Source organism: Alphaproteobacteria bacterium (genome assembly GCA_015231795.1).
Lineage (GTDB): Bacteria > Pseudomonadota > Alphaproteobacteria > Rhodospirillales > WMHbin7 > WMHbin7.
Genome location: JADGAX010000004.1, coordinates 200,377 through 226,369 on the forward strand (window position 1 = coordinate 200,377; position 25,993 = coordinate 226,369).

General features: G+C 61.1%; 27 protein-coding genes. 14 read left to right on the forward strand and 13 right to left on the reverse strand.

Translation table 11 applies throughout. From position 1 onward, the window contains the following. The first annotated feature begins 78 nt into the window (after positions 1–78). The 7 genes from HQL44_10970 (at position 79) to HQL44_11000 (ending at position 7,981) form a co-directional block, all read left to right on the forward strand. On the forward strand, positions 79–3,759 hold the full coding sequence (locus HQL44_10970) for a vitamin B12-dependent ribonucleotide reductase (protein ID MBF0269101.1): 3,681 nt from the start codon (positions 79–81) through the stop codon (positions 3,757–3,759). Between the two features lie 32 nt (positions 3,760–3,791). After that, positions 3,792–5,135 (forward strand): hypothetical protein, encoded by a 1,344-nt coding sequence (locus tag HQL44_10975; GenBank protein ID MBF0269102.1) that lies wholly within the window; start codon positions 3,792–3,794, stop codon positions 5,133–5,135. A 116-nt stretch (positions 5,136–5,251) separates the two neighbouring features. Further along, complete coding sequence (locus HQL44_10980; protein MBF0269103.1) at positions 5,252–5,551, forward strand: nucleotidyltransferase family protein; 300 nt, start codon at positions 5,252–5,254, stop codon at positions 5,549–5,551. Then, positions 5,548–5,931, forward strand: coding sequence for a DUF86 domain-containing protein (locus tag HQL44_10985; GenBank protein MBF0269104.1), 384 nt, complete (start codon positions 5,548–5,550; stop codon positions 5,929–5,931). Before HQL44_10980 ends, HQL44_10985 begins: the two co-directional genes overlap by 4 nt. Before the next feature lie 15 nt (positions 5,932–5,946). After that, a complete protein-coding gene (locus HQL44_10990) occupies positions 5,947–6,993 on the forward strand; it encodes a hypothetical protein (GenBank protein MBF0269105.1) in 1,047 nt (348 codons plus the stop codon). Continuing rightward, positions 6,990–7,451, forward strand: a complete 462-nt coding sequence (locus HQL44_10995; protein ID MBF0269106.1) for a RidA family protein — start codon at positions 6,990–6,992, stop codon at positions 7,449–7,451. Before HQL44_10990 ends, HQL44_10995 begins: the two co-directional genes overlap by 4 nt. 14 nt (positions 7,452–7,465) lie before the next feature. After that, positions 7,466–7,981 (forward strand): SH3 domain-containing protein, encoded by a 516-nt coding sequence (locus tag HQL44_11000; GenBank protein MBF0269107.1) that lies wholly within the window; start codon positions 7,466–7,468, stop codon positions 7,979–7,981. A 3-nt stretch (positions 7,982–7,984) separates the two neighbouring features. Here HQL44_11000 and HQL44_11005 read toward each other — a convergent pair whose 3' ends face one another. Further along, on the reverse strand, positions 7,985–8,320 hold the full coding sequence (locus HQL44_11005; GenBank protein MBF0269108.1) for an acyl-CoA thioesterase: 336 nt from the start codon (positions 8,318–8,320) through the stop codon (positions 7,985–7,987). Positions 8,321–8,499: 179 nt separating this feature from the next. Between HQL44_11005 and parE the strand changes: the two genes are divergently transcribed. From parE to HQL44_11020, 3 genes are all read left to right on the forward strand, one after another. Beyond that, on the forward strand, positions 8,500–10,488 hold the full coding sequence (parE, locus tag HQL44_11010; GenBank protein MBF0269109.1) for a DNA topoisomerase IV subunit B: 1,989 nt from the start codon (positions 8,500–8,502) through the stop codon (positions 10,486–10,488). 96 nt (positions 10,489–10,584) lie between these two features. Next, positions 10,585–10,830 (forward strand): type II toxin-antitoxin system ParD family antitoxin, encoded by a 246-nt coding sequence (locus HQL44_11015; protein ID MBF0269110.1) that lies wholly within the window; start codon positions 10,585–10,587, stop codon positions 10,828–10,830. Then, positions 10,820–11,119 (forward strand): type II toxin-antitoxin system RelE/ParE family toxin, encoded by a 300-nt coding sequence (locus HQL44_11020; protein MBF0269111.1) that lies wholly within the window; start codon positions 10,820–10,822, stop codon positions 11,117–11,119. The genes HQL44_11015 and HQL44_11020 overlap by 11 nt, the downstream gene beginning before the upstream one ends. On the opposite strand, the gene bluB is transcribed toward HQL44_11020, so the two are convergent. Further along, positions 11,114–11,827: a 5,6-dimethylbenzimidazole synthase gene (gene bluB / locus HQL44_11025; GenBank protein MBF0269112.1), complete on the reverse strand. Its 714-nt coding sequence runs from the start codon at positions 11,825–11,827 to the stop codon at positions 11,114–11,116. The two genes, HQL44_11020 and bluB, sit on opposite strands and share 6 nt — an antisense overlap. Positions 11,828–12,061: 234 nt before the next feature. On the opposite strand from bluB, the gene HQL44_11030 reads away from it, so the two are divergent. Both HQL44_11030 and HQL44_11035 read left to right on the forward strand, forming a co-directional pair. Continuing rightward, positions 12,062–12,262 (forward strand): hypothetical protein, encoded by a 201-nt coding sequence (locus tag HQL44_11030; GenBank protein ID MBF0269113.1) that lies wholly within the window; start codon positions 12,062–12,064, stop codon positions 12,260–12,262. A 40-nt stretch (positions 12,263–12,302) separates the two neighbouring features. Then, positions 12,303–13,493 carry a hypothetical protein gene (locus HQL44_11035; protein ID MBF0269114.1) on the forward strand — a complete coding sequence of 397 codons (1,191 nt, stop codon included), beginning with the start codon at positions 12,303–12,305 and terminating at the stop codon, positions 13,491–13,493. Here HQL44_11035 and HQL44_11040 read toward each other — a convergent pair. Together HQL44_11040 and HQL44_11045 are read right to left on the reverse strand one after the other, a co-directional pair. After that, the gene (locus HQL44_11040) at positions 13,456–14,154 is read right to left on the reverse strand and encodes an alpha/beta fold hydrolase (protein ID MBF0269115.1); all 699 of its coding nucleotides are present in this window, start codon (positions 14,152–14,154) and stop codon (positions 13,456–13,458) included. The genes HQL44_11035 and HQL44_11040 overlap by 38 nt on opposite strands. A gap of 10 nt (positions 14,155–14,164) precedes the next feature. Further along, a complete protein-coding gene (locus tag HQL44_11045; GenBank protein ID MBF0269116.1) occupies positions 14,165–14,707 on the reverse strand; it encodes a hydrolase in 543 nt (180 codons plus the stop codon). Positions 14,708–14,866: 159 nt separating this feature from the next. Here HQL44_11045 and HQL44_11050 point away from each other — a divergent pair, with 159 nt between their 5' ends. Both HQL44_11050 and HQL44_11055 read left to right on the forward strand, forming a co-directional pair. After that, the gene (locus tag HQL44_11050; GenBank protein MBF0269117.1) at positions 14,867–16,006 is read left to right on the forward strand and encodes a DUF2336 domain-containing protein; all 1,140 of its coding nucleotides are present in this window, start codon (positions 14,867–14,869) and stop codon (positions 16,004–16,006) included. A 4-nt stretch (positions 16,007–16,010) separates the two neighbouring features. Continuing rightward, positions 16,011–16,805: a class I SAM-dependent methyltransferase gene (locus tag HQL44_11055; protein ID MBF0269118.1), complete on the forward strand. Its 795-nt coding sequence runs from the start codon at positions 16,011–16,013 to the stop codon at positions 16,803–16,805. A 178-nt stretch (positions 16,806–16,983) separates the two neighbouring features. On the opposite strand, the gene HQL44_11060 is transcribed toward HQL44_11055, so the two are convergent. The 9 genes from HQL44_11060 to HQL44_11100 all read right to left on the reverse strand — a co-directional run bounded on the left by HQL44_11060 (position 16,984) and on the right by HQL44_11100 (position 25,946). Next, positions 16,984–17,766 carry an ABC transporter permease gene (locus HQL44_11060; protein ID MBF0269119.1) on the reverse strand — a complete coding sequence of 261 codons (783 nt, stop codon included), beginning with the start codon at positions 17,764–17,766 and terminating at the stop codon, positions 16,984–16,986. Continuing rightward, complete coding sequence (locus HQL44_11065) at positions 17,763–18,734, reverse strand: ABC transporter ATP-binding protein (GenBank protein MBF0269120.1); 972 nt, start codon at positions 18,732–18,734, stop codon at positions 17,763–17,765. Before HQL44_11065 ends, HQL44_11060 begins: the two co-directional genes overlap by 4 nt. Next, positions 18,731–19,534 (reverse strand): acyl-ACP desaturase, encoded by an 804-nt coding sequence (locus tag HQL44_11070; protein ID MBF0269121.1) that lies wholly within the window; start codon positions 19,532–19,534, stop codon positions 18,731–18,733. The genes HQL44_11065 and HQL44_11070 overlap by 4 nt, the downstream gene beginning before the upstream one ends. Before the next feature lie 71 nt (positions 19,535–19,605). Beyond that, a complete protein-coding gene (gene atpC, locus HQL44_11075) occupies positions 19,606–20,031 on the reverse strand; it encodes an ATP synthase F1 subunit epsilon (protein MBF0269122.1) in 426 nt (141 codons plus the stop codon). Positions 20,032–20,044: 13 nt separating this feature from the next. After that, positions 20,045–21,469, reverse strand: a complete 1,425-nt coding sequence (gene atpD / locus HQL44_11080; GenBank protein ID MBF0269123.1) for a F0F1 ATP synthase subunit beta — start codon at positions 21,467–21,469, stop codon at positions 20,045–20,047. 23 nt (positions 21,470–21,492) lie between these two features. Beyond that, positions 21,493–22,380, reverse strand: coding sequence for a F0F1 ATP synthase subunit gamma (locus tag HQL44_11085; GenBank protein ID MBF0269124.1), 888 nt, complete (start codon positions 22,378–22,380; stop codon positions 21,493–21,495). A gap of 27 nt (positions 22,381–22,407) precedes the next feature. Continuing rightward, a complete protein-coding gene (locus tag HQL44_11090) occupies positions 22,408–23,937 on the reverse strand; it encodes a F0F1 ATP synthase subunit alpha (GenBank protein ID MBF0269125.1) in 1,530 nt (509 codons plus the stop codon). Then, positions 23,937–24,488, reverse strand: coding sequence for a F0F1 ATP synthase subunit delta (locus tag HQL44_11095; protein MBF0269126.1), 552 nt, complete (start codon positions 24,486–24,488; stop codon positions 23,937–23,939). Before HQL44_11095 ends, HQL44_11090 begins: the two co-directional genes overlap by 1 nt. Positions 24,489–24,629: 141 nt before the next feature. After that, positions 24,630–25,946, reverse strand: a complete 1,317-nt coding sequence (locus HQL44_11100) for an AarF/ABC1/UbiB kinase family protein (protein MBF0269127.1) — start codon at positions 25,944–25,946, stop codon at positions 24,630–24,632. Positions 25,947–25,993: the final 47 nt, after the last annotated feature.

Here is a 25,993-nt window from a genome sequence, read left to right on the forward strand (position 1 = left end):
TTGGGGGATACACCAACAATATCTTGGGAAAACCGGGATTCTCGTCCGAAATCACAGTCGATTCATAGAGGGGCCGCTATGCGAATCGCTCGCTACTATACCACCGAAGGCAAGTCTGCATACGAAGGCATTGAGTTTCGCGAAGCGACAAGCGAGATCCGCAACCCCGACGGATCGGTGGTGTTCAAGCAAGACAAGATTCGCGTCCCCGCCAGTTGGACGCAGGTGGCCGCCGATGTGCTGGCCCAGAAATATTTCCGCAGGAAGGGCATTCCTGCCGTCACCAAGGCGGTGGAAGAAGCGGACGTCCCCAATTGGCTGTGGAGGCGCGAACCCGATCAGGCGGCGCTGGCCACCTTGGCCGAGAAGGAGCGGTTCGTCGGCGAGGACAGTTCCACCCAGGTTTTCGACCGCCTGGCCGGCACCTGGACCTATTGGGGCTGGAAGGGCGGTTATTTCGACACCGAGCGCGACGCGCGCGCCTTCTTCGACGAAATGTGCGCCATGCTGGCCCGCCAGATGGGCGCCCCCAACAGCCCGCAATGGTTCAACACCGGCCTGCACTGGGCCTATGGCATCGACGGGCCTTCGCAGGGCCATCATTATGTCGATCCCTTCACCGGCATTTTGCAAAAGTCGGAATCGGCTTACGAGCATCCGCAGCCCCACGCATGCTTTATCCAGTCGATCAGCGACGATCTGGTCAATGAAGGCGGCATCATGGATTTGTGGGTGCGCGAGGCCAGATTGTTCAAATACGGCTCGGGCACCGGCACCAATTTCTCGCGCCTGCGCGGCGAGAACGAGCCGCTTTCGGGCGGCGGCAAATCGTCGGGCCTGATGAGCTTCCTGAAAATCGGCGACCGCGCCGCCGGAGCCATCAAATCGGGCGGCACCACAAGGCGCGCCGCCAAGATGGTGGTGGTCGACGCCGACCATCCCGACATCGAGACCTACATCAATTGGAAAGTCACGGAAGAGCAGAAGGTGGCCGCCCTGGTCGCCGGCTCGAAATTGGCCGACAAGCATCTGAACGAAGTGATGAAGGCCTGCCGCGAATGGGACGGCAAGGACGACGGTCAGCGCTTCGACCCCTTGGTCAACAAGTCGCTGAAGAAGGCGATTCTGGGGGCGCGCCGGGCGATGTTGCCCGAGAACTACATTCAGCGCGCCATTCAGTTCGCGCGCCAGGGCTTCACCGCGATCGAATTCCCGGTCTACGACACCGATTGGGATTCGGAAGCCTATCTCACCGTTTCGGGTCAGAACTCCAACAATTCCGTGCGTCTGACCGACGGTTTCATGCAGGCGGTCTTGAACGACGGCGATTGGAACCTTCAGCGGCGCACCGACGGCAAGGTGGTCAAGACCTTGAAGGCCCGCGACCTGATGGATCAGATTTCCGCAGCCGCCTGGGCCTCGGCCGATCCCGGTCTTCAGTTCGACACCACCATCAACGACTGGCACACCTGCCCGGCATCGGGGCGCATCAACGCGTCCAACCCGTGCTCGGAATACATGTTCCTGGACGACACCGCCTGCAATCTGGCGTCGTTGAACCTCGCCACCTTCAAGAACGCCGACGGCAGTTTCGACATCAAGGGATTCGAACATGCCTGCCGCCTGTGGACATTGGTTCTCGAAATCTCGGTGATGATGGCGCAGTTCCCGTCCTCGAAGATCGCCGAACTGTCCTATCAGTTCCGCACGCTGGGCTTGGGCTACGCCAATCTCGGCGGCCTGTTGATGTCGATGGGCCTGCCTTATGACAGCGACCAGGGCCGCGCCATGGCGGGCGGCATCACGGCGTTGATGACCGGCATTTGCTATGCCACCTCGGCCGAGATGAGCCAGGAGTTGGGCAGTTTTCCGGGCTATGACGCCAACCGCGAGCATATGCTGCGCGTCATCCGCAATCACCGGCGCGCGGCGCGTGGCGACTTCCAGGGCTATGAGCGCCTAAGCACCGCGCCGATGCCCATGGACGCCGCCAATTGCCCCAACCAAACCTTGGTGGCCGCAGCCCGCAAGGCCTGGGACCAGGCTTTGGAACTGGGCGAAGCGCATGGTTTCAGAAACGCCCAAGTCAGCGTGATCGCACCCACCGGCACCATCGGCTTGGTGATGGATTGCGACACCACCGGCATCGAACCCGATTTCGCCATCGTCAAATTCAAGAAGCTGGCGGGCGGCGGCTATTTCAAGATCATCAACCGCATGGTGCCCGACGCCCTGAAGAAACTGGGCTACAGCCAGGAACAGCGCGACGCCATCGCCGCCTATGCGGTGGGACACGGGTCGCTGGCGGGCGCACCCTTCATCAATCACCAGTCGCTGGCCGCCCTTGGCTTCGACGAAGCGGCGCTGTCCAGGCTGGAGGCCGCGCTGGCCAACGCCTTCGACATCAAGTTCGCCTTCAACAAATGGACGCTGGGCGAAGAATTCTGTCTGGAAAAGCTGGGCTATACCCGCGAACAGATGGACGACATGACCTTCGACATGTTAAGCGCCCTGGGCTTTTCCAAGGCCGAAGTCGAAGCCGCCAACACCTATTGCTGCGGCGCCATGACCATTGAGGGCGCGCCGCATCTGAAGCCAGAGCATCTGCCCGTCTTCGATTGCGCCAACGCCTGCGGACGCATCGGCAAGCGCTATCTGTCGGTGGACAGCCATATCCGCATGATGGCCGCCGCCCAGCCTTTCATCTCGGGCGCCATTTCGAAAACCATCAACATGCCCAACTCGGCCAGCGTTTCGGAATGCAAGGAAGCCTATATGCTGTCCTGGCGGCTGGGGCTGAAGGCCAACGCGCTTTATCGCGACGGCTCCAAGCTCTCGCAGCCTTTGTCGGCGGTCTATCTTGAAGAAGAAGCAGAGGAAGCCGAAGCCGCGCCGCAGCCGGTATCGATGGCGGCCCGCACCGAGCAGGTGGCCGAACGCATCGTCGAGCGCATCATCAAGCAGGCCCAGCGCAGCCGCCTGCCCGACCGGCGCAAGGGCTATACCCAGAAAAGCATCGTCGGCGGTCACAAGGTTTACATCCGCACCGGCGAGTATGAAGACGGCAAGTTGGGTGAAATCTTCATCGACATGCATAAGGAAGGTGCGGCCTTCCGCAGCCTGATGAATAATTTCGCCATCGCCATTTCCATCGGCTTGCAATATGGCGTGCCGCTGGAAGAATTCGTGGAGGCCTTCACCTTCACCCGCTTCGATCCTTCGGGCATCGTCGAGGGCAATTCGGTGATCAAGATGGCGACCTCGATCCTGGATTACCTGTTCCGCGAATTGGCGGTTTCCTATCTGGGCCGCAACGATCTGGCGCATGTCGAGATCGACGATTTGAAGCCCGACAGTCTGGGCAAGGGCCATGCCGAGGGCGATCTGTCGGAACGGCCCGGCATGGGCGCCAATCTGGGCGCGGTGGTCGAGCGCATCACCAGCCACGGCTATGTGCGCAACAACTTCTATGTGTTGAACGGCGGCATGGCGACCAAGGCCAAAACGGTGGAAGCCGAGGCGCATCTGGCCCAAGCCGTGGGCGCCGAAGTGATGCTGGATGCTGGCATGCAAGCCAGCGCCCAGGTGGTGAGCCAGGCCACCATGACCGCCTTCGATTCCAAGCTGGACCAAATCCGCATGGCCCGCATGAAGGGCTATGAGGGCGACGCCTGCGGCGAATGCGGCAACTTCACCTTGGTGCGCAACGGCACCTGCCTGAAGTGCAACACCTGCGGCTCGACGAGCGGGTGTTCGTGAGGGGTTAGGCTTGAAGCGGGAAGGGGCGGCAGATGAATACACCATCCGCCCCTCGTCCCGTTCTTATTCCCCCTGAGTTTGATTCCAGCAACCCTTTTGGCGAAGATGTTTTCAGCCGCAAGCAACTTGCGGATCGGTTGACCGGCTATATCGACCGACTGAGGGATGGCTGCGTTATCGCCATAGATGCCCCCTGGGGTGAGGGCAAAAGCTGGTTCGGCAGGCGTTGGGCAGAACAGTTGAAAAGCCAAGGCCACAAAGTTGCCTATATAGACGCCTTCAAGCATGACCATGTTGAAGACCCCTTCGTCATGGTCTGCGCCGAAATCATCAATGCACTTGGATCAAAGAAGGCTGCCAAAGTCAAAAAATCCGGCCTGAAGGTTGCCAAGGCCCTGGCACCGACGGCACTGAAAATTGGCATCAATGCAGTCGGTCGCCTTGTTGGAACTTCTGATATTTGCGGCGAGGTTGGCAAAGCCGTTGAGGACGTGAGCGCCAGCGCGGCGGACGCTGCAAAGGACTATTTCTCAAAACGGTTTGAAGATTACGAAGCCGCTAAGAAGAGTGTTGATGGATTTGCCGAAACGCTCGCCGAAGCAGCAGATGCCGAGGAGAAGCCTATCATCATTTTCATCGACGAGCTTGACCGCTGCCGCCCCGATTTCGCCGTCCGCACCATCGAACGTATCAAACATTTCTTCGACGTGCCTAAGGTCATCTTTGTCCTGCTTCTCAATCGCCAGCAATTGGAAGCTGCTGTCTGTGGTGTTTATGGTGAGAAGACGGATGCCGCAACCTATCTTGGTAAGTTTGTTCACCTATTTCTGCGATTGCCAAAGCGAAACAGCCTTTATCAAACTTCGCAAAACCACAGCATCCAGTACTGTAGGCATCTCGCACGAATCCTTGGTTTCCAGCCGACTAACGAAGTGAGCAATTTCACAGAAACCTTTGGAACCATAGCCACCCTTCTCGATTTTTCGTTTCGCCATCTTGAGCGTGGATACACTTTACTTGCCTTGGCTGGTGCAAATGGAGAAGAGATATCATTTTTGGCTTGGCCTGTTGCCCTTAAGGTTGCAGAGCCGGATATATTTTCAGGAGTTCTTCTTGGCAAGGCGGAGGCTCACAAGCTGGCTGGCGACTTAATTGAAAACAAACTGACACAGTTGCAGGAAGAAACTACCCAACGCGATTTAAAGATGTTTAGGGACCTTCATCGTGCACATCAAACAGAGAGTTTCAGTCATTTTCCGGAAGAAACCACCGAGATTCTTAAATACCTTAACTCGCGTGTTTACCGCTTTAGCTTTAGGGATTTCAGTAAATTTCTCCCATATTGGTGTCAGCGAGTGGATTTTGATATCGACTAAGGCGACCTGCCGCCAATGCTGTACGCTAATACCAACTTCCCATTGTTTCTTCGATTTGCGCCATTCTTCGTCCTGACGTATGATGAGCGGCAACATACCAATGCGGATTTACGGTCATGCGCCCGTCGATTGCCCTTGCCAGTGATGCCAACCGAAAGGCGCTTGCCAAGCTTTCGGAACGTCACCGGCTGACCAACATTCGGGTTTTCGGCTCGGTGGCGCGTGGCGAGGACGGAGAAAGTAGCGACCTTGATCTGCTGGTCGATCCTCTGCCCGATCTCACCACCCTCTTTGACATAGTGGCCCTGAAGTCCGAGGCGGAATCTCTGCTGGGCGTTCCGGTCGATGTACGAACCCTTGAAGACCTTCACGTCAGCATCCGCGCCCGCGTGCTTGGCGAGGCGAAACCCCTGTGACGGCGAACGGCCAGCGGTTTACCCTGAAGGACCTTTTGGGTTTTCTGCTGCAAGCCATTGAGCGCGTTGACGAGGATACGGATGGACTTTCCAAAACCCAGTTTCTCGCCGATTCCCGCCAAGGGCGACAGATCAGGGACGCAGTGGTTCTTAATCTCGGAACGATGGGGGAAGCGGCTGACGACATCCGAAAGCAATTTCCCTTGTTTGCTTCGCAGCACCCGGAAATCCCGTTAGGTCAAATCTGGGACATGCGTTGTCATCTGTTCCATGGCTATCACTCCATCAACTACGACGTCGTCTGGACCACTTGCCGCGCCGCCGTTCCCGATCTTGAGCGTCAAGTTCGTGCGGCGCTGGGCGAGATAGACAATGCCTGAAGTGGCTTTTCCGGTATGACTCTCCGTTCCGCCTTCAAACTCATCGCCGTCAATCTGGGCCTGCTGCTGGCGGGCGCGGTGGCGGTCGAGCTGATTTTCGGCGACTGGTTCGCCGACGGCCTGTCCTCGCTGAATGTCCAGCGCGACTATCAAATCCGCTATTCCGCCCAGGGTCTGTACGAGGGGGCGGGCGAGATCGTCTATAAGCGCGACCGCTGGGGTTTCAGGGGCGAATACGGGGGCGACCCAGCCCAGATCGAGCTGCTCACCATCGGCGGCAGCACGGCCAACCAGATTTATCTGCGCGACGATCAAACATGGCAGGCGGTGCTGGGCCAGGCCCTCAATCTGCGCATCGCCTCGGCGGCCATCGACGGCCAAAGCAGCATCGGCCATCTGGCCGCCTTCGAACGCTGGTTCCCCCAAGTGCCCAACCTGAAACCCAAATGGGTGCTGGCCTATGTGGGGCTGAACGACATTCTGGTCGGCGACAGCGCCAATGCCGACCGGCTGGAGCATTTCCCTTCGGCTCAGCACCATATCCGGCGCAAGAGCGCCATTTACCGGCTGGTTCAAACCGTCAAAGGCGTGCTGGCCGCCAACAAGGGGCGCATGGTTCACCGCAGGGTCGATTTCGAGACTGCCCGCTGGACAAACATTCCGACGCGCCAAGACTGGCCCCAGGCCCGCGCCCAGGCGTTGGAAGCCTATAAGGGCCGCATCCGCGCCCTGCTGGTCCATATCCGCGCCTTGGGGGCAACGCCCATTCTGGTCACGCAACGCCATGGCGATTGGCGCCAGCTTCCCAATGGCGCGGTCGAGGGCGTCGTCGAGGACAAAGCCGTCACCAACGGCGTCGATCATCACATTCTCATGAACCTTTACAACCAGGCCACGCTGGATGTTTGCCGGGTGGAAGGGGCAATCTGCCTTGATCTTGCCAGCGAGCTTGTATTCGAGGCGGGCGACTTCTACGATCTGGTCCACAACACGCCCCCGGGTGCGGCCAGGATCGGCCATTGGCTGGCGGACAAATTGAAGGACATCGTCGCAAAACCATGAGCGCCGTCGAAGACAAACTGGCCCAACAAGGCATTGCCCTGCCCCAGGCCGCGGCCCCGGTGGCCAATTACGTGCCCTTCGCGCTGTCGGGAAACCTGCTGTTCATGGCCGGGCAATTGCCGCTGAAGGATGGCAAGTTGCTGGCCGTGGGCAAGCTGGGCGCCGAAGTCGGGCTGGAAGACGGCCAGCTTGCCGCCCGCCAATGCGCCATCAATCTGCTGGCCCAGGCCAAGGCGGCGCTGGGTGACCTTAGCCGCGTCAAACGCGTTGTGCGGCTGGGCGTTTTCGTGGCGACCACAGCACAATTCACCGACCATCCGAAGGTGGCCAACGGCGCTTCCGACATCATGGCCCTGGCCTTCGGCGATGCTGGCAAGCATGTCCGCACCACGGTCGGCTGCCCATCGCTGCCGCTTGACGCCGCCGTTGAAGCCGACGCAATCTTCGAATTCGAATGAGGGGGAAACCGAACATGCGCCTAGTCGCGACCGCTATCATGATGCTGGGCCTTGCCGCCTGCGCCCAGACGCCGCCAGCCGTGGAAAGAGCGCCCGAGAACCTGATGGCCGTGCTTTCCGCCACCACCACGGCCCGCGTCGCCCCCGACAGCAAATCGGCCAAGGTGATGGTGCTGCCCGCAAACACCTTGATCGCCATCGAGGACGGGGCCGACGGCTGGTATCTGGCGGGCCTTGAGGCCTACGGAGATTTCGGCAAAGGCTGGCTCTACCACGATTTCCTGACCATCGACCCGCCCCGCAAGAAGGATGGCGGCACTTGGTCCCTGCCCGCCATCATGAGAAACGATGCGCTGCTGCGCGACGGCCCCGGCACCTGGGCGGGCAAGCTGGACAGTTTGAAGGCTGGCACAAGGGTGCGCGTGGTCGAGCGCCAATTGGACTGGTATCGCATCGATGAACCCAAGGCGGGCTGGATCAAGCACGACACCGCCTATATCGATGTCCGCACCTATCTGAACGCTAGGTGATTTTTATTCCGGCGGCACGGGCCGGGGCCTGCGGTTTTCGTCGATGGCGACATAGGTGTAAACGCCTTCGGTGACCTTCACCACCTCGTCGCTGTTGAAGCGGCGCACCCAGGCTTCGACCCGCACCGCGATCGAGGTGCGCCCCACCTTCAAGATGTCGCAATAGCAGGTCAGCTGATCGCCCACGAAAACCGGCTGGTGAAAGGTCATGGAATCGACAGCCACCGTGGAGACCGTGCCCCTGGCCCGGCGATTGGCGCAAGTGCCGCCCGCCAAATCCATCTGGCTCATCAGCCAGCCGCCGAAAATCTGGCCGTGCGGATTGGTGTCGGCGGGCATGGCGATGGCCCGCATCCAGATGTCGCAACGCGGCATGCCGCAGTGAAGATCGCCAGGATTCCGGTCGCTCATCGACTTACCCACAAAAAGTTGTTGGCCCACAAGATGTTGTTAGTATTTTCAAGGCTACCACGAGATATCCTTGAAGTGCTATCGCTTGATTTCTATAATCCGCCGCCATGTCTGATCTATTCCAAAATCTAGCCCCCAAGGGCAGCGCCTACACCGCCAAGGATATCGAGGTTTTGGAGGGGTTGGAACCCGTCCGGCGCCGTCCTGGCATGTATATCGGCGGCACCGACGAGCGCGCTCTTCACCATCTGGTCGCCGAAGTGCTGGACAACGCCATGGACGAGGCCCTAGCGGGCCACGCCACCTGGATCGATCTGGTGCTGGAAGCCGACGGATTCGTCACCGTGCGCGACAACGGGCGCGGCATTCCCATCGATCCGCATCCCAAATTTCCCAAACAATCGGCGCTGGAAGTGATTCTGACCACGCTGCATTCGGGCGGCAAATTCGGCAGTGACGCCTATAAAGTGTCGGGCGGCTTGCATGGCGTGGGCGTATCGGTGGTCAACGCCCTGTCCGATTCGCTGGTCGTCGAAGTGGCCAGGGACAAGAAGCTTTACCGCCAAGCCTTTGCGCGCGGCAAAAGCCAAGGCAAGCTGGAATCCCTGGGTCCCGTCAACAACCGGCGCGGCACGCAAGTGCGCTTCCATCCCGATCCCGAAATCTTCGGAAGCCGGGCGATTTTCAAGCCCGCCACCATGTACCGCATGGCGCGCTCGAAGGCCTATCTGTTTCGCGGCATCGAAATCCGCTGGTCTTGCGACCCCGCCCTGATCCGCGATGGCGAAAGCACGCCTGCCAAGGACACACTGCATTTCCCCGGCGGCTTAAGCGATTTCCTGTCGGCGGCGCTGGCGGGCAGAGCGCTGGTGGTGCCCGCCATCTTCGCGGGCCAAGCCCCCTTGGCCGACGACATGGGGCAGGTGGAATGGGCCGTCGCCTGGCCCGCCGATGAAGAGAATTTCCTGAATTCCTACTGCAACACGGTGCCGACGCCCGAAGGCGGCACGCATGAGCAGGGATTGCGCTCGGCCCTGGGGCGCAGCTTGCGCGCCTATGGCGAGATGGTGGGCAACAAGAAAGCCTCGCAGATCACCGCCGACGACGTGATCGGCGGCGCCGCCGCCGTGCTGTCGCTGTTCATCCGCGATCCGCAATTCCAGGGCCAGACCAAGGAAAAGCTGGCCACCGCCGAGGCGACGCGTCTGGTAGAGACCGCCATCAAGGACCATTTCGACCACTGGCTGACCTCGGACCCGCAGGCCGCCCGCCTGCTTTTGGAAAAATGCATCGAAAAGGCCGAGGATCGCGCCCGCAAGAAGCAGGCCAAGGAAACCAAGCGCCAGTCGGCAACCAGGCGCTTGCGCCTGCCCGGCAAGTTGGCCGATTGCACGCGCACTACGGCGGGCGGCACCGAACTGTTCCTGGTCGAGGGCGATTCGGCAGGCGGCTCGGCCAAGCAGGCCCGCGAGCGCGAAACCCAGGCCGTGCTGCCCTTGCGCGGCAAGATCTTGAACGTCGCCAGCGCCACGGCTGAAAAGCTGCACGGCAATCAGGAACTGAAGGATCTGATCGAGGCGCTGGGCTGCGGCACGCGCGCCAATTACGACGACGAGAAGTTGCGCTACGAGAAAGTCGTCATCATGACCGACGCCGATGTCGACGGCGCGCATATCGCCTCGCTGCTCATGACCTTCTTCTATCAGGAAATGCCCAAGCTGATCGAGAACGGGCATCTGTATCTGGCCTTGCCGCCGCTTTATCGTTTGATGGCGGGCAAACTAAGCGCCTATGCCCGCGACGACGCCCACAAGGAAGAACTGCTGGCCAAGGAATTCAAGGGCAAGGGCAAGGTCGAGATCAGCCGCTTCAAGGGCCTGGGCGAAATGCCGCCCATGCAGTTGAAGGAAACCACCATGAACCGCAAGGGCCGCACGCTGTTGCGCGTGCGCTTGGCGCATGGACGCAACGAGGAAGATATCGAGGAAGCCAAGGAAGTGGCGCGCATGGTCGACACTTTGATGGGCAAGCGCCCGGAGCTGCGCTTCCAGTTCATCCAGGAACGCGCCAAATTCGTGCAGGAACTGGATGTTTAGGGTCCTGCTGAGATTTTAGTTGGGTCCGTCCCCAATGCCGGGGTTTGCCCCATACCAAAATTTGGTATATATTGGCATCGATTACGGAGGTGCCAGATGGCGCGCAACACGTCGGTCTCGCTTGGCGAGCATTTCGCAGACTTCATTGACGCCCAGGTTCAGACCGGTCGCTACGGCTCGGCCAGTGACGTTGTGCGAGCGGGCCTGCGGCTTTTGGAAGAGCACGAGGCCAAAGTAAGAGCGCTTCGCGAGGCGCTTATCGCCGGAGAGGAGTCCGGCCCACTGGCGCCGTTCGACAACAAGGCGTTCCTAAAGCGCATGCGGACTAGGCATGCCCGGTAGCCGCCACGCTTATCAGCTTTCCCCACGAGCGGTCACCGACCTCGAAGACATCTGGCTCTATACGTTCAAGAACTGGTCGCTAGAGCAGGCGGATGGCTATCACAACGCCATCGTCGATGCAGTCGAGGGACTGGCGGCGGGCAGAAAGTCCGGTCGTCCGGTCGATATCCGCGAGGGTTATTTCAAATATCCGGTCGGCTCCCATCTGGTGTTCTACCGCTTTACCGAATCTGGCCTTGCCATCGTCCGCGTCCTGCACCAAAGCATGGATGTGGGGCGGCACCTATAGGTGACCGTCTATTTTCCCTTCCAGTTGGCCTTTCAGCCAAGCGGGTGCCTCATTCCCCCAGCGGTCCTGATGCACCAATGTTTCCAGCGGCAAGCGTTGGCGCCAGCCCGCCAGTTCCAGCTCGGGCTTGTCCAGAAAATGGGTGACATAGCCGATGCATAGATAGGCGACGGGCACGACGCGCTCGGGGATTCCCAGCGTTTCCTTCAACGCCTTGGGGTCCATGATCGACACCCAGCCCACGCCCAGCCCCTCGGCCCTGGCGGCCAGCCACAGATTCATCACGGCGCAGACCGTGCTGTATTCGTCCATCTCGGGAATATGGGTGCGCCCGATCACCACCTTGCCGGCACGGTCGGGATCGCAGGTGACGCACAAATTGACGGGGGATTCCAGAATCCCTTCCAGCTTCAGGCGGGCATAGGCCGCCCCCTTTTCGTCTTCGAACATGGACCTCGCCTCGGCGTTGGCCTTGTCGAACAGGCCCTTCACCCGAGCGCGAAGAGCCGTATCTTGGACCAGCAGAAAACTCCAAGGCTGCATAAATCCCACCGAAGGCGCATGATGCGCCGCCATCAAAAGGCGGGCCAATACGTCGTTGGGCACCGGATCGGGCTTGAACTGGGCGCGCACGTCGCGCCTGGAAAAGATGGCGCGGTACAACCCCTTGCGGGCGTCGTCGTCGAAGGCATAAGAGGCGTCGGTCATGGCGCGGATCATACTCCGATCGCGACGCTTGGGGAGACGATTTATGCCTAGCGGCAAGTCCTGCCCGCCCCCTCTTGGCGGTTTACCGAGCGGACAAGACCCAACCGCTTGATCTTATGCCCTTCGCCACCGCGACAAGGCTGGCACGCCCGATGCACCGTCCGATTCCCGAAGGCCTGGATAGGCGCCTTTTCCCCGAAAAACCGTCCAGGACCGGCAAGACAGGAGGCGGCCATGGGCTATCCGTTATTCGATTCCGAGTTCACGAACTGGCAAGGCGACCTCGAGACTAGGCTGAAAGAAGGCTTTGGCCGCTCGATCCGCGATTTGGGCGTTGAAGGAAAGACGCTCCTGGATCACTATTACGCCGGAGTTTCGGTCTTCGGCATGCTGGATGAAATTATCCGCCAGCACAGGCCGTTGCGTTTCGGGTGATTTGGTCGGGTCCGATCATCCAAGGGGGAAGAACGTGGGCGTGAGTTCGGTGTTTCGTTTGCTGGCTGGCAGTTTTGTCGTCCTGGGGCTTTCGCTTGCCCCGATTTCATCGCAAGCGCAAACCAAGCCGACCGCAGCCCCACCGGCCAAGGCCAGCGAAAAGAACGTCTTGCAGCCTCCGGCCGCCAAACCGCCAACCGCAGCCCCGCAAAGGGCGTCGCCCCCACAAGCCACGCCAGCCCCGCGCGCGGCCGTCGAGACCAGGGTCATTCCGGCCTTTGTGCCCCCTGGCCCCCCACCCATGGCGGAGACGGATTTTAGAAAACCGGTCTTGGCCGTTCTGAAGGCGGCGCAGGCCATGAATCCCGAGGAAGACGCCGCCCGCTGGGTCGATGCGGGTCCTTGCTGGGTATGGATCGGCATGAAACGCGATCAAGCCTGGGCGAAATACCGCTTTGCCTATGAAGGCGCTTGCCGCCAGGGTAGGGCCGATGGAAAAGGCCGTTTGAAGGTCGAGAACCAGGATATCCAGGGCAAATGGGTTCCCTTGTTCGATTACGAAACCAACTTCATCGGCGGGGTTCCCCTGGGCGACGCCATCGAAAGCGGCAGCGCCAAACTGGCGGTCGGCCTGCCCAACCGCTCGGTCCTGTCTTGGATGGGCGCCAGCCTGAACGAGGAAAGCGAAGTCTTTACCGTGGGCAAGGCCGACGATCAGGGCCGCGTGGTGCCTTGCGCCGCGCAGGGCATCATGGCGGCCGCCCTGGCCACCGACATCGGCGGCGAGCGTTTCAAAAGCCTTCTGCGCCGTTCTGTCTCGGTGGTCGCTTCGCAGTGCCCCGACCGACTGCGCAATCTATGGCTAGCAACTTTGGTGCCTTCGGAAGGACTGGTTCTTTCCAGCCGACAGGGTCTGGCGGGCGCCGAGCCGGTGCTGGCCCAGGCGGAAATTCGCGAAGGGCTGATCTATACCTACAGCCAACGCTTCGCGTCACCTCCGGCCCTGGCCCCGCAAGGAACGCCGGTTCCGGGCGCCCAACCGCTGGCCTGGACGCCGCCGATCGAGGAGTTGGACCACCAGCTTCTGCTGGTCGTCGCCCTGCCCGTTTTCCTGCTGTTGCTGCTGTTGGTGGCGATGCGCATCGCCTATGCCTCGACGCGCCAAGTCATCGGTCCCGCCCCTGCGCCCGCGGTCAAGACGAAGCCAGCCAATAACGCAAAACGGCGCTGATTGCGATCGGTTGCTCCAGGGGCGGCAGATGCCCGCTTTTTTCCACCACGACCAGTTTGGCGCCGGGGATCAAGGCCGCCATCTCGCGATGGATCTCGAAGGGGGTCAACTGATCCTGTCGCCCGCAAAGAACCAGGGTCGGGCACGCGATGCGCTCGAGATCGGCCCGCCCATCGACGCGCCCCATGATCGCTTTTTGCTGACGGATGAAGGCGTCCATCCCCACGCGTTCGGCCATGGCCAGAACGGTTCCCGCCACCTCGGGACGCTGCAAATGATCGGGATGGACCAGCATGGGCAGCAGGCGGGGGGTTACCCCCTTGAAATTGCCGGTCTGCGCCAAATCGATCAAGCCCAGCCTTCTTTCCTTGGCCTCAGCCGTATCGGGTTTGAAACTGGTGTCGAGCAGGGCCAGGCGCGTGATTCTTCCCGGCGCTTGGCGCATGATTTCCTGCGCCACATAGCCGCCCATCGACAGGCCCAGAAGGGCGAAGCGGGGCGGCGCCGAGGCCAGAACCCGGCTGGCCATCGCCTTGATGGCGTCGTCTTGCGTCAGATCGGCCACCTCGAAATGCGCAAGGTCAGAAAGGCTCTCCACCGCCGGGGCGAACAGATCGCCGTCGCACAGCAGGCCGGGAAGCAGCACGACCGGTTGGGTCATGGGTCGTCTCCTACTTGATCAGGGCGGACAGTTCCTTGAATTCAGGCGTTCCGGCGCAGCCCATCCATTCGAACAGAACCATTTCGACGGTCACGATATCCACCCCGTTCTTCTGCAGCCGCTGCTTGGCCGTCTCGATGCTGGCCGGTTGGCGCGAGGAACAGGCGTCGAGGGCGACGAACACGTCATAACCCGCCGCACGAAGCCCCAGCGCCGTCTGAGTGACGCAGATATGGGATTCGATGCCCGCCAAAACCGCCTGAGGCCGCCCGAATGCGGCCACGCGCTCCAAGAACCCCGCTTCGCCGGTACTGGCGAAATGCATCTTGGTAAACAAGGCGTCGTCGGGAATGAAGGGCCTTAGATCAGCCTGGGTCGGCCCCAGTCCCTTGGGATACTGCTCGGTCACGATCAAGGGGATGCCCAGGCGACTGGCCGCCCGCATCAAGATAGCGGCCCCCCAAAGCACTTGACGGGGTTCGGCCATCACCGGCAACAGCCGTTCTTGAATGTCGATCACCGCCAAAAAAGAGCGAGAAGCGTCTAGAAGCATCGCAACCCCCGAAAAGTTAACCACATAGGTTATAGGCCTATTGTCCGGTTCATGGCCCGTCGCCGCAAGAAGTGTAGCGTTAACCCGATTCGAAAGGTATAGTCTCATAATGACGTTTATTCTGAACGAGATGGATGTTTCTAGCGTGCTGAGACGTTGATGAGCGTGAAAAGCGGCCTATCCGAGGCGGATGTCCAACGCCTGCTTGCCGACCCCTCAGCAGAGGCGCGGGCCGATACGGCAGCCAAGCTGGCCGAGGGCTTCAACGCCCGCACCCTGACCGATTCGGAACGCCGCCTAGCCGAAGACATCTTCCGCATCATGATGCACGACGCCGAAGAGCGCGTGCGCCGCGCCCTTTCCCTGCATCTGAAAAGCAGCCCCGAAGTTCCCCGCGACGTGGCCCTGAAGCTGGCCCATGACGTCGAGACGGTGGCGGTTCCGATGCTGAAATATTCGGACATCCTGACCGACGAAGACTTGATCGAGATCGTGCAAAGCCAAGGCACCGGCCATCAACTGGCGATCGCCAGCCGCCCCAAAGTGTCTGAATCGGTTTCCGAAGCCCTGGTCGAAACCAAGAGCGCCGTCGTCGTGGAAACCTTGGTCGCCAACGAGGGCGCCGAAATTTCCGAAAACTCGCTGAAGTCCGTGGTCGACGCTTTTGGCGACAATGAAAGCGTGCAAGACAAGCTGGCGCACCGGGCCAAGCTGCCGATTACGGTGGCCGAGCGCCTGATGGCCAGGGCGTCCGAGAATTTGCGCCGCTATCTCCTAAGCCGCCCGGAGATGACCGCCGAGCAGGCCGACATGGTGGCGCTGCAAAGCCGCGAACGCGCCCTGCTGGGCTTGGCTGGCGACTATGAGATGGGCGACGTCGAATTGCTGGTTCGCCATCTGCACCGCAACGAACGCCTGACCGCCTCGATCATTCTGCGCTCGCTGTGCATGGGCGACCTGCGCTTTTTCGAAGCTGGCCTGTCGCAGCTTTCCGGCGTGCCGGTGGTCAATACCCGCATCCTGATCCATGATTCCGGCCGCCTGGGTTTCCGCGCCATCTTCGAGCGGGCCGGCCTTCCCAAGCAATTATTCCAGGCGTTCCACGTCGCCGTCGAGGTGGAGCGCGAAACCCGCTATGACGGAGCGCCCCGCGACCGCGAGCGTCATTCCCGCCTGATGCTGGAACGCATCCTGACCCAGTACGGCATGGATGACGTGCAGTTCGGCGCCGAGGATTTGGAATTTCTGATGACCCGCATGATGAAGCTGCCCTCGCCGCTCAATCCCGAAGCGGCATAGACTGATGGCGATTCTGGTCCGCTTGACCTCGATTTACGAGAGGCTGGGCTTCGACATTTCGACCGGCCTGAATCCCACCCATGTCTATGGCGAGCCGGTCGCCCCTTTCACCTATCTGTTCCAGAACGGCGAGGCGGTCAATTCAGCGGCCGGAATCGCCGTGCAGGAACTTTACTTCCTGGAAGCCCTGGCTGGGGCCTGGCAGCCCAGACACATCCTGATCGTCGGCAATTCCTTCGGCTGGAGCGCCGTCGCCATGGCGCTGGCCTTTCCGGGCAGCCGGGTGCTGGCCATCGATTCCGGCGACGACGTTTTCACCGTCGAAGGCCTAGCGCTCACCAATCGCATCGCGTCCGAGGAAGGTTTGTCGAACTTGCTGGCGGTGCGCGGCCATTCGCCCACCGACATCGAACGCCTTGCCCACGAGCACGCCAAGGAAACGCCCTGGGACATGTTGTTCATTGATGGCGAGCATACGCCGCTGCAGGTGGCGATCGATTTTGCGGCGGCGCGCCCCTTCGCCAGCCCAGAAGCGCTATGGCTGTTCCATGACGCCATCAGCTTTTCCCTGTTAAGCGCCGTCGAGGCGCTGGGGGCCGAACATGGCCTTGTCTTTCAGCCCCTGTGGCGAACGCCATCGGGCATTGCCGCGCTGGTCCCGCAATCCCTGGTCACCAGCGTAGCGCCGGTGCTGCACGCCTTCGCAGGATCGGAACAAGTCTTTAGGCATATGCGCGATCTTGGCCGCTATGGCTCGGGCGAAAGACTGCTGTCCAGCTTAAGATGCCCTGAGATTTAAGGCCCTTCGAAGTTTTAGCTGGATTTGCAAATCTTTCAACACATCGTCATGCCCGGCCTTGAGCCGGGCATCCACGCCTTGCCTGTTTTTGCAGAACATCGTGGATGGCCGGGTCAAGCCCGGCCATGACGGATTGAGGAATCCGATAAATTCCACGCCCAACGTCGATGAGCCAAATTTATATACCTTTCTCGACCCGTCCCACACGCCAAAGCGAGAAGGCTAGGCACAAGGCGGCCCACAAGCTGGCGACCGCCAGGGCCGTCAGATAGCCGCCATTGGACAGTAGTTGCGGCACGTCGGCGTAAAAGGGAGCGCGGATCAGGGTCAGCGCGTGACTGACCGGGTTGATCAGCATGACGGCCTCAAGCCACAGGGGCGCGCCCGCCGTGGGGAACAGGGCGCCCGACAGCATCCAAAGCGGCATCAGAAAGACCATCATCACGGCATGAAAACCCGACGTGCTGTTCATGCCCCAGGCGATGCCGAAGCCCAGCGCCGTAAAGCCCACCGACGCCACAAGCAGCCCCAGCAGCAACAGCCCCGCGCCGCCCAGGCTGGGAACCAGCCCCACCATGGGCGCCGCCACCAGCAAGATCAGGCACTGAAACAGCGCGATCAGCGCGGCCCCGCCCACCTTGCCCGCCACGATCGAAAAGCGCGCCACCGGGGCGGCCAGAACGCTTTGCAAGAAGCCCTGGTCGCGATCCTCGATCACGGTGATGCAGGAAAAGACGCCAGCGAACAGCAACATCATCAGCAGCGCGCCCGGGAAAAAATATTCCAGATAGCTGATCTCGCCCATGCCGGGCGGCTTGAACGAGGGCGAAAAGCCGGAACCTAAGAACAGCCAGAACAGCAAAGGCTGGCCGATGCTGCCCAGCACGCGCTGCGGCTGACGGATGAAGCGCACCCATTCGCGCCCCGCCAGGGCGACGGCGACGTTGGCATTGGCGCTCATGCCGCCAACTCCTCGGCGTCGTTGCCCAGCGGATCGATGTGATGGCCGGTTACGTGCAGGAACACGTCTTCCAGCTCGGGCTGCTTGATGGCGATGCTGACGATGTCGTCGCGATGGCGCTCAAGCAGCCGCTCCAGCAAAGGCAGGCACTCTTCTTGCGCCACATCCTCGATGCGCAACTCGTCGCCATAGCGGCGCAGTTTCATGACTCCGGTCTCGCCCTTCAATTTGGCTTCCAGATTTTCCAGCGCGTTCGAACGAATGACGATCATCTCGCGCCCCAGTTTCGAGCGCAGATTTCCAGGCGTGTCATAGGCCAAAAGATGGCCGTTCTTCAGAATGGCGACGCGGTCCGCATTTTCGGCCTCGGCGAAGATATGGCTGGTCATCAGCACTGTCATGCCGCGCTCGGCATGCAGGCGGGCCAGCGTGTCTTGAAAGGCGCGACGACTAGCGGGGTCCAACCCGGTCGTCGGCTCGTCGAGCAGCAACAAACGGGGCCGGGCCAGCAGGCATTTCGTCAGTTCCACCTGTCTGGCCAAGCCGCCAGACAGCGCCATCACCTTGTCGTCGAGGCGCGATTTCACATCGCTCCAACCCAGCGCCTCTTCGATCCGACTTTCCAGCAAGGAACCGGAAAGGCCGTATAGGGCACCTTGCAGTCGGATGTTTTCGATCACGGTCAGATGCTTGTCCAGGGCCGGACTTTGGAAGACCACCCCCATCAGGGCGCGCGCCTTGGCCGCGTCGGCAAACAGGTCGTGGCCGCCGATGCGCACGGTTCCCGAACTGGGCCGCAGAAGACCGGTCAGGATGCGAAACAGGGTCGATTTTCCAGAACCGTTGGGGCCGGACAGAATCGTCAACTCGCCTTCGGTCACGCAGAGCGACAGTTGGGCCAGCGCCGCTCGTGGTCCCGTCTTCCTGCCGCCGGGATAGACATGGCGGACCTGATCGATGTCGATCATGCCGCCACGCGGTCTTTCATGACCCCTTGCGCATAGGTACTGGCCAGCTTAGCCATCCATGAATAGGGCTTCAGCCCCACGGCCTTGAAGATCATGCCGATGGCGCGCTCGACGTGATAGCGCCGGTAATAGGAGAAGGCGCGGCTGGAATAAGCCTTGTTGCAGCGCGCCAGATCATAGGGCTGATCGGCTTCGTTGGCGCAATGAAAGGCGATGGCCAGCTCGTCGTCGTCCACCTCGCGCAAGCGCCCCACCGCCACCTGAATGCGCCCCAGCAGCGACGCCTTCTCAGACGCGGGAACCTGCTGCATGTAGGTGTAGAACAGCTTGTAGTGCCTGAATTCGTCGGCGGCGATCTTGCGGCACAGCAATTTCAGCACCGGCTCGTCCACGCTGTCGGCGATGGCCGAATACATGGAGCTGGTGCCGGTTTCGACCAGACAGCGGGCCAGCAACTCGCCTTGCAAGGTGCCGCGGATCGACTTGTCCTTGTCGACGGGAATTACATAGGCGCTGGTGAATTTCTTGAAGGCCGCCTGGAAATCGTAGCCGGGATCGGCCAGTTCCGACCAGCGCCCCAGCGCCAGCCCATGCTGCACTTCTTCGTCGGCCCATTGGTAGGAAATGGCCTGGAATTTGGAATCGGCGTGAAAGATGTTGCGCAGATAGACCGTGTAATGCGGCGCGTTGTATTCGGTCAGCGCCGCCGCCTTGATGACCTTGACGGTGTCGTCATCCACCAAGGAGCGGTCGAACCGGTCCCAGGGGATATCCGTATCCATGTTCCAATGCTTGTTCATGAGCAACTCCTTACCCAATCAGGAGTTTGCCTCCAAAGCCCGCTGATCGCAAGAAGGCCGTCGGGAAAAGGTTAATGCCCCGCGCCGTCGGCCTTGGAAATGGCGGCCATCATGGCGTCGGCGATGGCGATCTGGGCCTCGGCCTCGGCGCGGGCGGCGTCGGTGTCCGCCTCCTCATAGGCCTGCTGGCCCGCCTTCAGGCGCGCCTTGGCGTCTTCGGCGCTGATTTCATGCACCGGGATCGCTTCCTCGGCCAAAACGGTCAGGCGCTCGCCGGTCACTTCGGCAAAGCCGCCCGCCACGAACAAGCGGTCGGTAATGACGCCGTTCTCGTAGATGTCGATCACGCCGGGACGCAGATTGGCGATCATGGGCGAATGGCCGGGCAGGACGCCGAAATCGCCCTCCTCGCCCGGAGCCACGACCATGTCATAGAGATCGGACACCAAAAGCCGCTCGGGACTGACTAGGTCGAACTGTACCTTGTTGATGTCCATGACCTTTTACCCTTTACGCCGCTTCGGCGGCCATCTTCTTGGCTTTCTCGACCGCTTCCTCGATGCCGCCAACCATGTAGAAGGCCGACTCGGGCAGATGGTCGTATTCGCCAGCCACGATGCCCTTGAAGCCCTTGATGGTGTCTTCCAGGCTGACCAGCTTGCCGGGGCTGCCGGTGAAGACTTCGGCCACATGGAAGGGCTGCGACAGGAAGCGCTGGATCTTGCGGGCGCGGGCCACCACCATCTTGTCTTCTTCCGACAATTCGTCCATGCCCAGAATGGCGATGATGTCTTGCAGCGACTTGTAGGTCTGCAGCACCCTTTGGACTTCGCGGGCGACGGTGTAATGCTCTTTGCCGACCACGTTGGGGTCCAGAATGCGCGAGGTCGAGTCCAGGGGATCGACGGCGGGATAGATGCCCAACTCGGCGATCTGGCGCGACAACACCGTGGTGGCGTCCAAGTGCGAGAAGGACGTGGCGGGCGCCGGATCGGTCAAATCGTCGGCGGGCACGTAAATGGCCTGCACCGAAGTGATTGACCCCTTCTTGGTCGAAGTGATGCGTTCTTGCAGCGTGCCCATGTCGGTGGCCAGCGTCGGCTGATAGCCCACCGCCGAAGGAATGCGGCCCAGAAGGGCCGACACTTCGGAACCGGCCTGCGTGAAGCGGAAGATGTTGTCCACGAAGAACAGCACGTCCTGGCCTTCTTCGTCGCGGAAATATTCGGCGACGGTCAGGCCCGACAGGGCGACGCGGGCGCGGGCACCCGGCGGCTCGTTCATCTGACCGTACACCAGCGCCACCTTCGAGCCGGAACCCTGCAGGTTGATGACGCCCGATTCGATCATTTCGTGATACAGGTCGTTGCCTTCGCGGGTACGCTCGCCGACGCCAGCGAACACCGAATAACCGCCATGCGCCTTGGCGACGTTGTTGATCAACTCCATGATCAGCACGGTCTTGCCGACGCCAGCGCCGCCGAACAGGCCGATCTTGCCGCCCTTGGAGTAAGGCGCCAGAAGATCGATGACCTTGATGCCGGTGACCAGCACTTCGGTTTCCGTCGACTGATCGACGAATTCAGGGGCCGAACGGTGAATGGGAAAGCGCCTGGCCGTCTTCACGGGGCCGCGCTCGTCCACCGGCTCGCCGACCACGTTGATGATGCGGCCCAGCGTTTCCGGACCCACGGGAACCGTGATCGGAGCGCCGGTCGCGACGGCCTGCTGGCCGCGCACCAAACCGTCGGTCGAGTCCATGGCGATGGTGCGCACGGTCGATTCGCCCAGATGCTGCGCCACTTCGAGCACCAGCGTGTGTCCCTGATGCTGCACATGCAGCGCCGAGAGGATTTCCGGCAGTTCGCCTTCGAATCTCACGTCGACGACGGCGCCCAGAACCTGGGTAATGAAGCCGGTTTTGCTGTCACTCATGGATGAACTCCTTTACGCGTTCGTCACAGCGCTTCGGCGCCGGAAATAATTTCGATCAGTTCCTTGGTGATGTTGGCCTGACGCGTGCGGTTGTAGCGCAGCGTCAGCGCATTCAGCATGTCGCCTGCGTTGCGGGTCGCATTGTCCATGGCCGTCATGCGCGCCCCTTGCTCGGAGGCGAAACTTTCCAAAAGGGCGCGGAAGACCTGGGTGGCCAGATTGCGCGGCAGCAGCTTGGCCAGAATTTCCTCGTCCGAGGGTTCCATCTCGTACATCGCCTTCATGGCGGGATCGCCGGACTCTTCGGCCACGTCGCCGCTTTCGAAGGGGATCATCTGATGGCGCGTCGGCACTTGGCTGATCGCCGACTTGAAGCGGCTGTAGATCAGGGTGGCGACGTCGAACTTGCCTTCTTCGAACAGCGTCGTGATGCGGTTGGCCACCTCGACGGCCTCGGAATAGCGCATGCCCTTGCGGCCAAGGCCTTCATAAGTGTCGATGATGAACTGGCCGTATTCGCGCTTCAACTGGTCGCGGCCCTTGCGGCCCACGCACAGAATTCTGACCTCTTTGCCCGCCGCCAGCTTTTCGTTGACGAATTGCTTGGCGTTGCGCACGGCCGAACTGTTGAAGCCGCCGCACAGGCCGCGATCCGACGTGAGCAGCACGATCAAATGGATCAGATCGTTGCCGTTGCCCGACAGAAGCGCAGGACCCTGCACGCCTTGGGGCAGATTGGCGGCCAGCGAACCGACCATGCGGTCCATGCGCTCGGCGTAAGGACGAGCCGCCTCGGCAGCCGATTGGGCGCGCCTCAACTTCGAGGCGGCAACCATCTTCATGGCCGACGTGATCTTTCGCGTCGACTTGACGCTGCTGATCCTGACCCGCAAGTCCTTAAGGTTTGCCATCGGCGAACCGCTTTCTTCCCTTAGGGTTTACGCAAAAGTCTTGGCGAAGCCGTCGAGGAAGGCCTTGACCTTTTCCTCAATGGCCGGGGTCAGCGCCTTCTCGGTGCGGATGGCCTCGAGCAGAGCGCCCTGCTTGGCGCGCAACTCGTTCAGCATGGCCGCTTCGAAACGGGTCACGTCGTTGACGGCCAGCTTGTCGAGATAGCCCTTCACGCCCGCATAAATCGACACCACCTGCTCTTCGACCGGCATCGGCGAATACTGCGCCTGCTTGAGCAATTCGGTCAGGCGGGCGCCGCGATTGAGCAGCTTTTGCGTGGCCGGATCGAGGTCGGAGGCGAACTGGGCGAAGGACGCCATTTCGCGGTACTGGGCCAGTTCCAGCTTGATCGAACCGGCGACCTGCTTCATGGCCTTGATCTGGGCGGCCGAGCCGACGCGCGACACCGAGAGACCGACGTTCAGAGCGGGGCGGATGCCCTTGTAGAACAGTTCGGTTTCCAAGAAGATCTGGCCGTCGGTGATCGAAATCACGTTGGTCGGAATGTAGGCCGACACGTCGTTGGCCTGCGTTTCAATGACCGGCAGCGCCGTCAGCGAACCCGAGCCGTGCGAATCGCTCATCTTGGCGGCGCGTTCCAGCAAGCGGGAGTGCAGATAGAAAACGTCGCCGGGATAGGCTTCGCGTCCGGGCGGACGACGCAGCAGCAGCGACATCTGACGATAGGCCACGGCCTGCTTGGAAAGATCGTCATAGATGATCAGGGCGTGCATGCCGTTGTCGCGGAAGAACTCGCCCATCGTGCAGCCCGTATAGGGGGCCAGATACTGAAGGGGGGCGGGCTCGGAAGCGGTGGCGGCGACCACGATGGTGTAGTCCATGGCGCCGTGATCGGTCAGCGTTTTGACGATCTGGGCGACCGTCGAGCGCTTCTGGCCGATGGCGACGTAGATGCAGTACAGCTTCTGCTTCTCGTCGGTGCCGGCGTTGACGTTTTTCTGATTGATGATGGTGTCGAGCAGAACGGCGGTCTTGCCGGTCTGACGATCGCCGATCACCAGTTCGCGCTGGCCGCGACCGACCGGGATCAGGGCGTCGACCGCCTTGATGCCCGACTGCATCGGCTCGTGCACCGAACGCCTGGGAATGATGCCGGGCGCCTTGACGTCGACGCGCTGGCGCGAATCGGCCTTGATCGGACCCTTGCCGTCGATGGGATTGCCCAAAGCGTCGACCACGCGGCCCAACAGGCCCTTGCCGACCGGCACCTCGACGATGGCGCCGGTGCGCTTGACGGTGTCGCCTTCCTTGATCGTGCGGTCATCGCCGAAAATCACGGCGCCGACATTGTCGATTTCAAGGTTGAGCGCCATGCCCATGATGGAACCCGGGAACTCGATCATTTCGCCCGCCTGGACGTTGTCGAGGCCGTGAATGCGGGCAATGCCGTCGCCGACCGACAGCACTTGTCCCACCTCGGCTACCTTGGCCTCGGTGTCGAATTTGGCGATCTGCTGCTTGAGAATGGCAGAGATTTCGGCGGCGCGGATTTCCATTACCCGACCCCTTTCATAGCGAGCTTGAGGTTTTGCAACTTGGTTTTCAGCGACGAGTCGATCATGCGCGAACCCAAGCGGACCACAAGTCCGCCCAGAAGCGAGGGATCGACGGTAATATCGAGATCGACCTTGCCGCCCGAGGTCTTGGACAGTTCGGCCTTCAGGGCGGCGGTCTGCGCATCGGTCATCGGCTGGGCGGCGCGCACCACGGCGGTCATTTCGCCGCGGCTTTTGCCCAGACGGGCAAGATAGGCGCCGATCATGCCGGAAAGCCCGGATTGGCGGCGCGAACGCGCGACCAGCCCCAGGAAACGGCGCGTCAGCCCATCGAAGCCGGCCTTTTCGGCCAGGGCTTGCAGCACCTGTTCATGTTCCTGGCGGGAATGGATCGGATTCTTGAGAAAGCGGCGCAGCTCTTCCGAGCCTGCCATCATGGCCTTCAGGTCCTTGAGGTCGGAAGCCACCCGGTCGAGGTTTCCACCTTCCTGGGCCAATTGGTACAGCGCCGAAGCATATCTTTCGGCAAGGCCGGATGATTCGCTAGACACGCGCTTGATGCCCTCGAAGAAGGGCCTTCGGAAAACCAAAGGCCTGATTTGTCAAAAAATTACCGTTCGGCTTGGGACAGCCCTGCCCAAGCGCGTGGTTTGTCTACCACACTCACCTTGCCCACGCAAGCCGATGCTTCGTCATTTTTTCGCGGGTGCAACACCGGCCGCCAAAAGTTCTGCTTCCTGGCGTTTCCCTAGCTCTTCTTGGGAAAACTCGCCAATCAGACTGTGAAATAGGCGGTGCCAATTGACGCTTGCTCGCAGGTGCAAAAAGACCGACCCCAACCCGATGGCGGCCCGGTCCATGAGCACGAATTCGCGGGGAGGGCGGACCCCACCCAAACGGCTAAGGTCCTCGCGCAAATGGGAAACGATCTTGTAACCTTCAGCGCCCGGCGAGGGGGTTTCCTGGATCAGGCGGGGCCGGTCTTCCAGCAGCGGCGCGAACAGGAACGAGGCCCAGCGGTTCAAAACAGCGATCAAGGCCTTGTCGGGTTTCGCGAACCCCCAGCCCTCATAGGCCGCCACCGCCAGTTCCTCGTCGCCGGTCTCGACGGCTTTGTACAAATCCAGCACGCCTTGCACGAAACGGGGCGAGAAAACTCGCACGCAGCCGAAATCCAGCAGATTGACCGTGCCATCCGAACGAATCGAGTAATTGCCCAGATGCGGATCGCCATGGATGACGCCATAGCGATAGAAAGGCGCATACCAAGCGCGGAACATGTTCACGGCCACGCGGTCGCGCATGTCCTGCGGGGCGTCTTTCAACATCAGCAGCGGCGCGCCATCCAGCCACGTCATGGTCAGCAGACGCTTGGTCGATAGATCGGGGACGGGAGTGGGAACCGCAACGCCCGGCTCGTCTGCCAGCATGGCGGCATAGAGGCGCATATGCGCGGCCTCGCGCTCGTAATCCAGTTCCTCGGCCAGCCGCTCGGCCAATTCTGCGTGAATGTCGGCGGGATCGATTGCCTTGTCGAAGGCCCTGTACAGGGCGAAGATCAGCTTCAATTGCTTCAGATCGGCCGCCACCACCGAATCCATGCCCGGATATTGCAGCTTGACCGCCAGATCGGCGCCCTCCAGCCCCACCGCCCGGTGAACCTGGCCCAGCGACGCGGCGTGCGCCGCCTCAGGCTCGAAGTGGCGGAACCTAGCCTGCCAGTCAGAACCCAACTCTCCCGCCATGCGCCGCTTCACGAAGGGCCAGCCCATGCGCGGCGCGTTCGACTGCAATTGGCGAAGTTCGGCGGCATATTCGGCTGGCAGCGCCTCGGGAATGGTGGCCATGATCTGCGCCACCTTCATCAAAGGCCCTTTCAAGCCGCCCAGCGCTTCCTTCAGTTTTCTGGCCCGCTGATCCTGACCGCCCAAAGCCACGCCGCCCATCGCCCTGCCCACCTGGGCATAGCGCTTGACGCGACCTGATAAATGATTGGTGCGATCTTGCATTGCATCACCCTCTTTTCTTCGTCATCGCCGGGCTTGACCCGGCGATC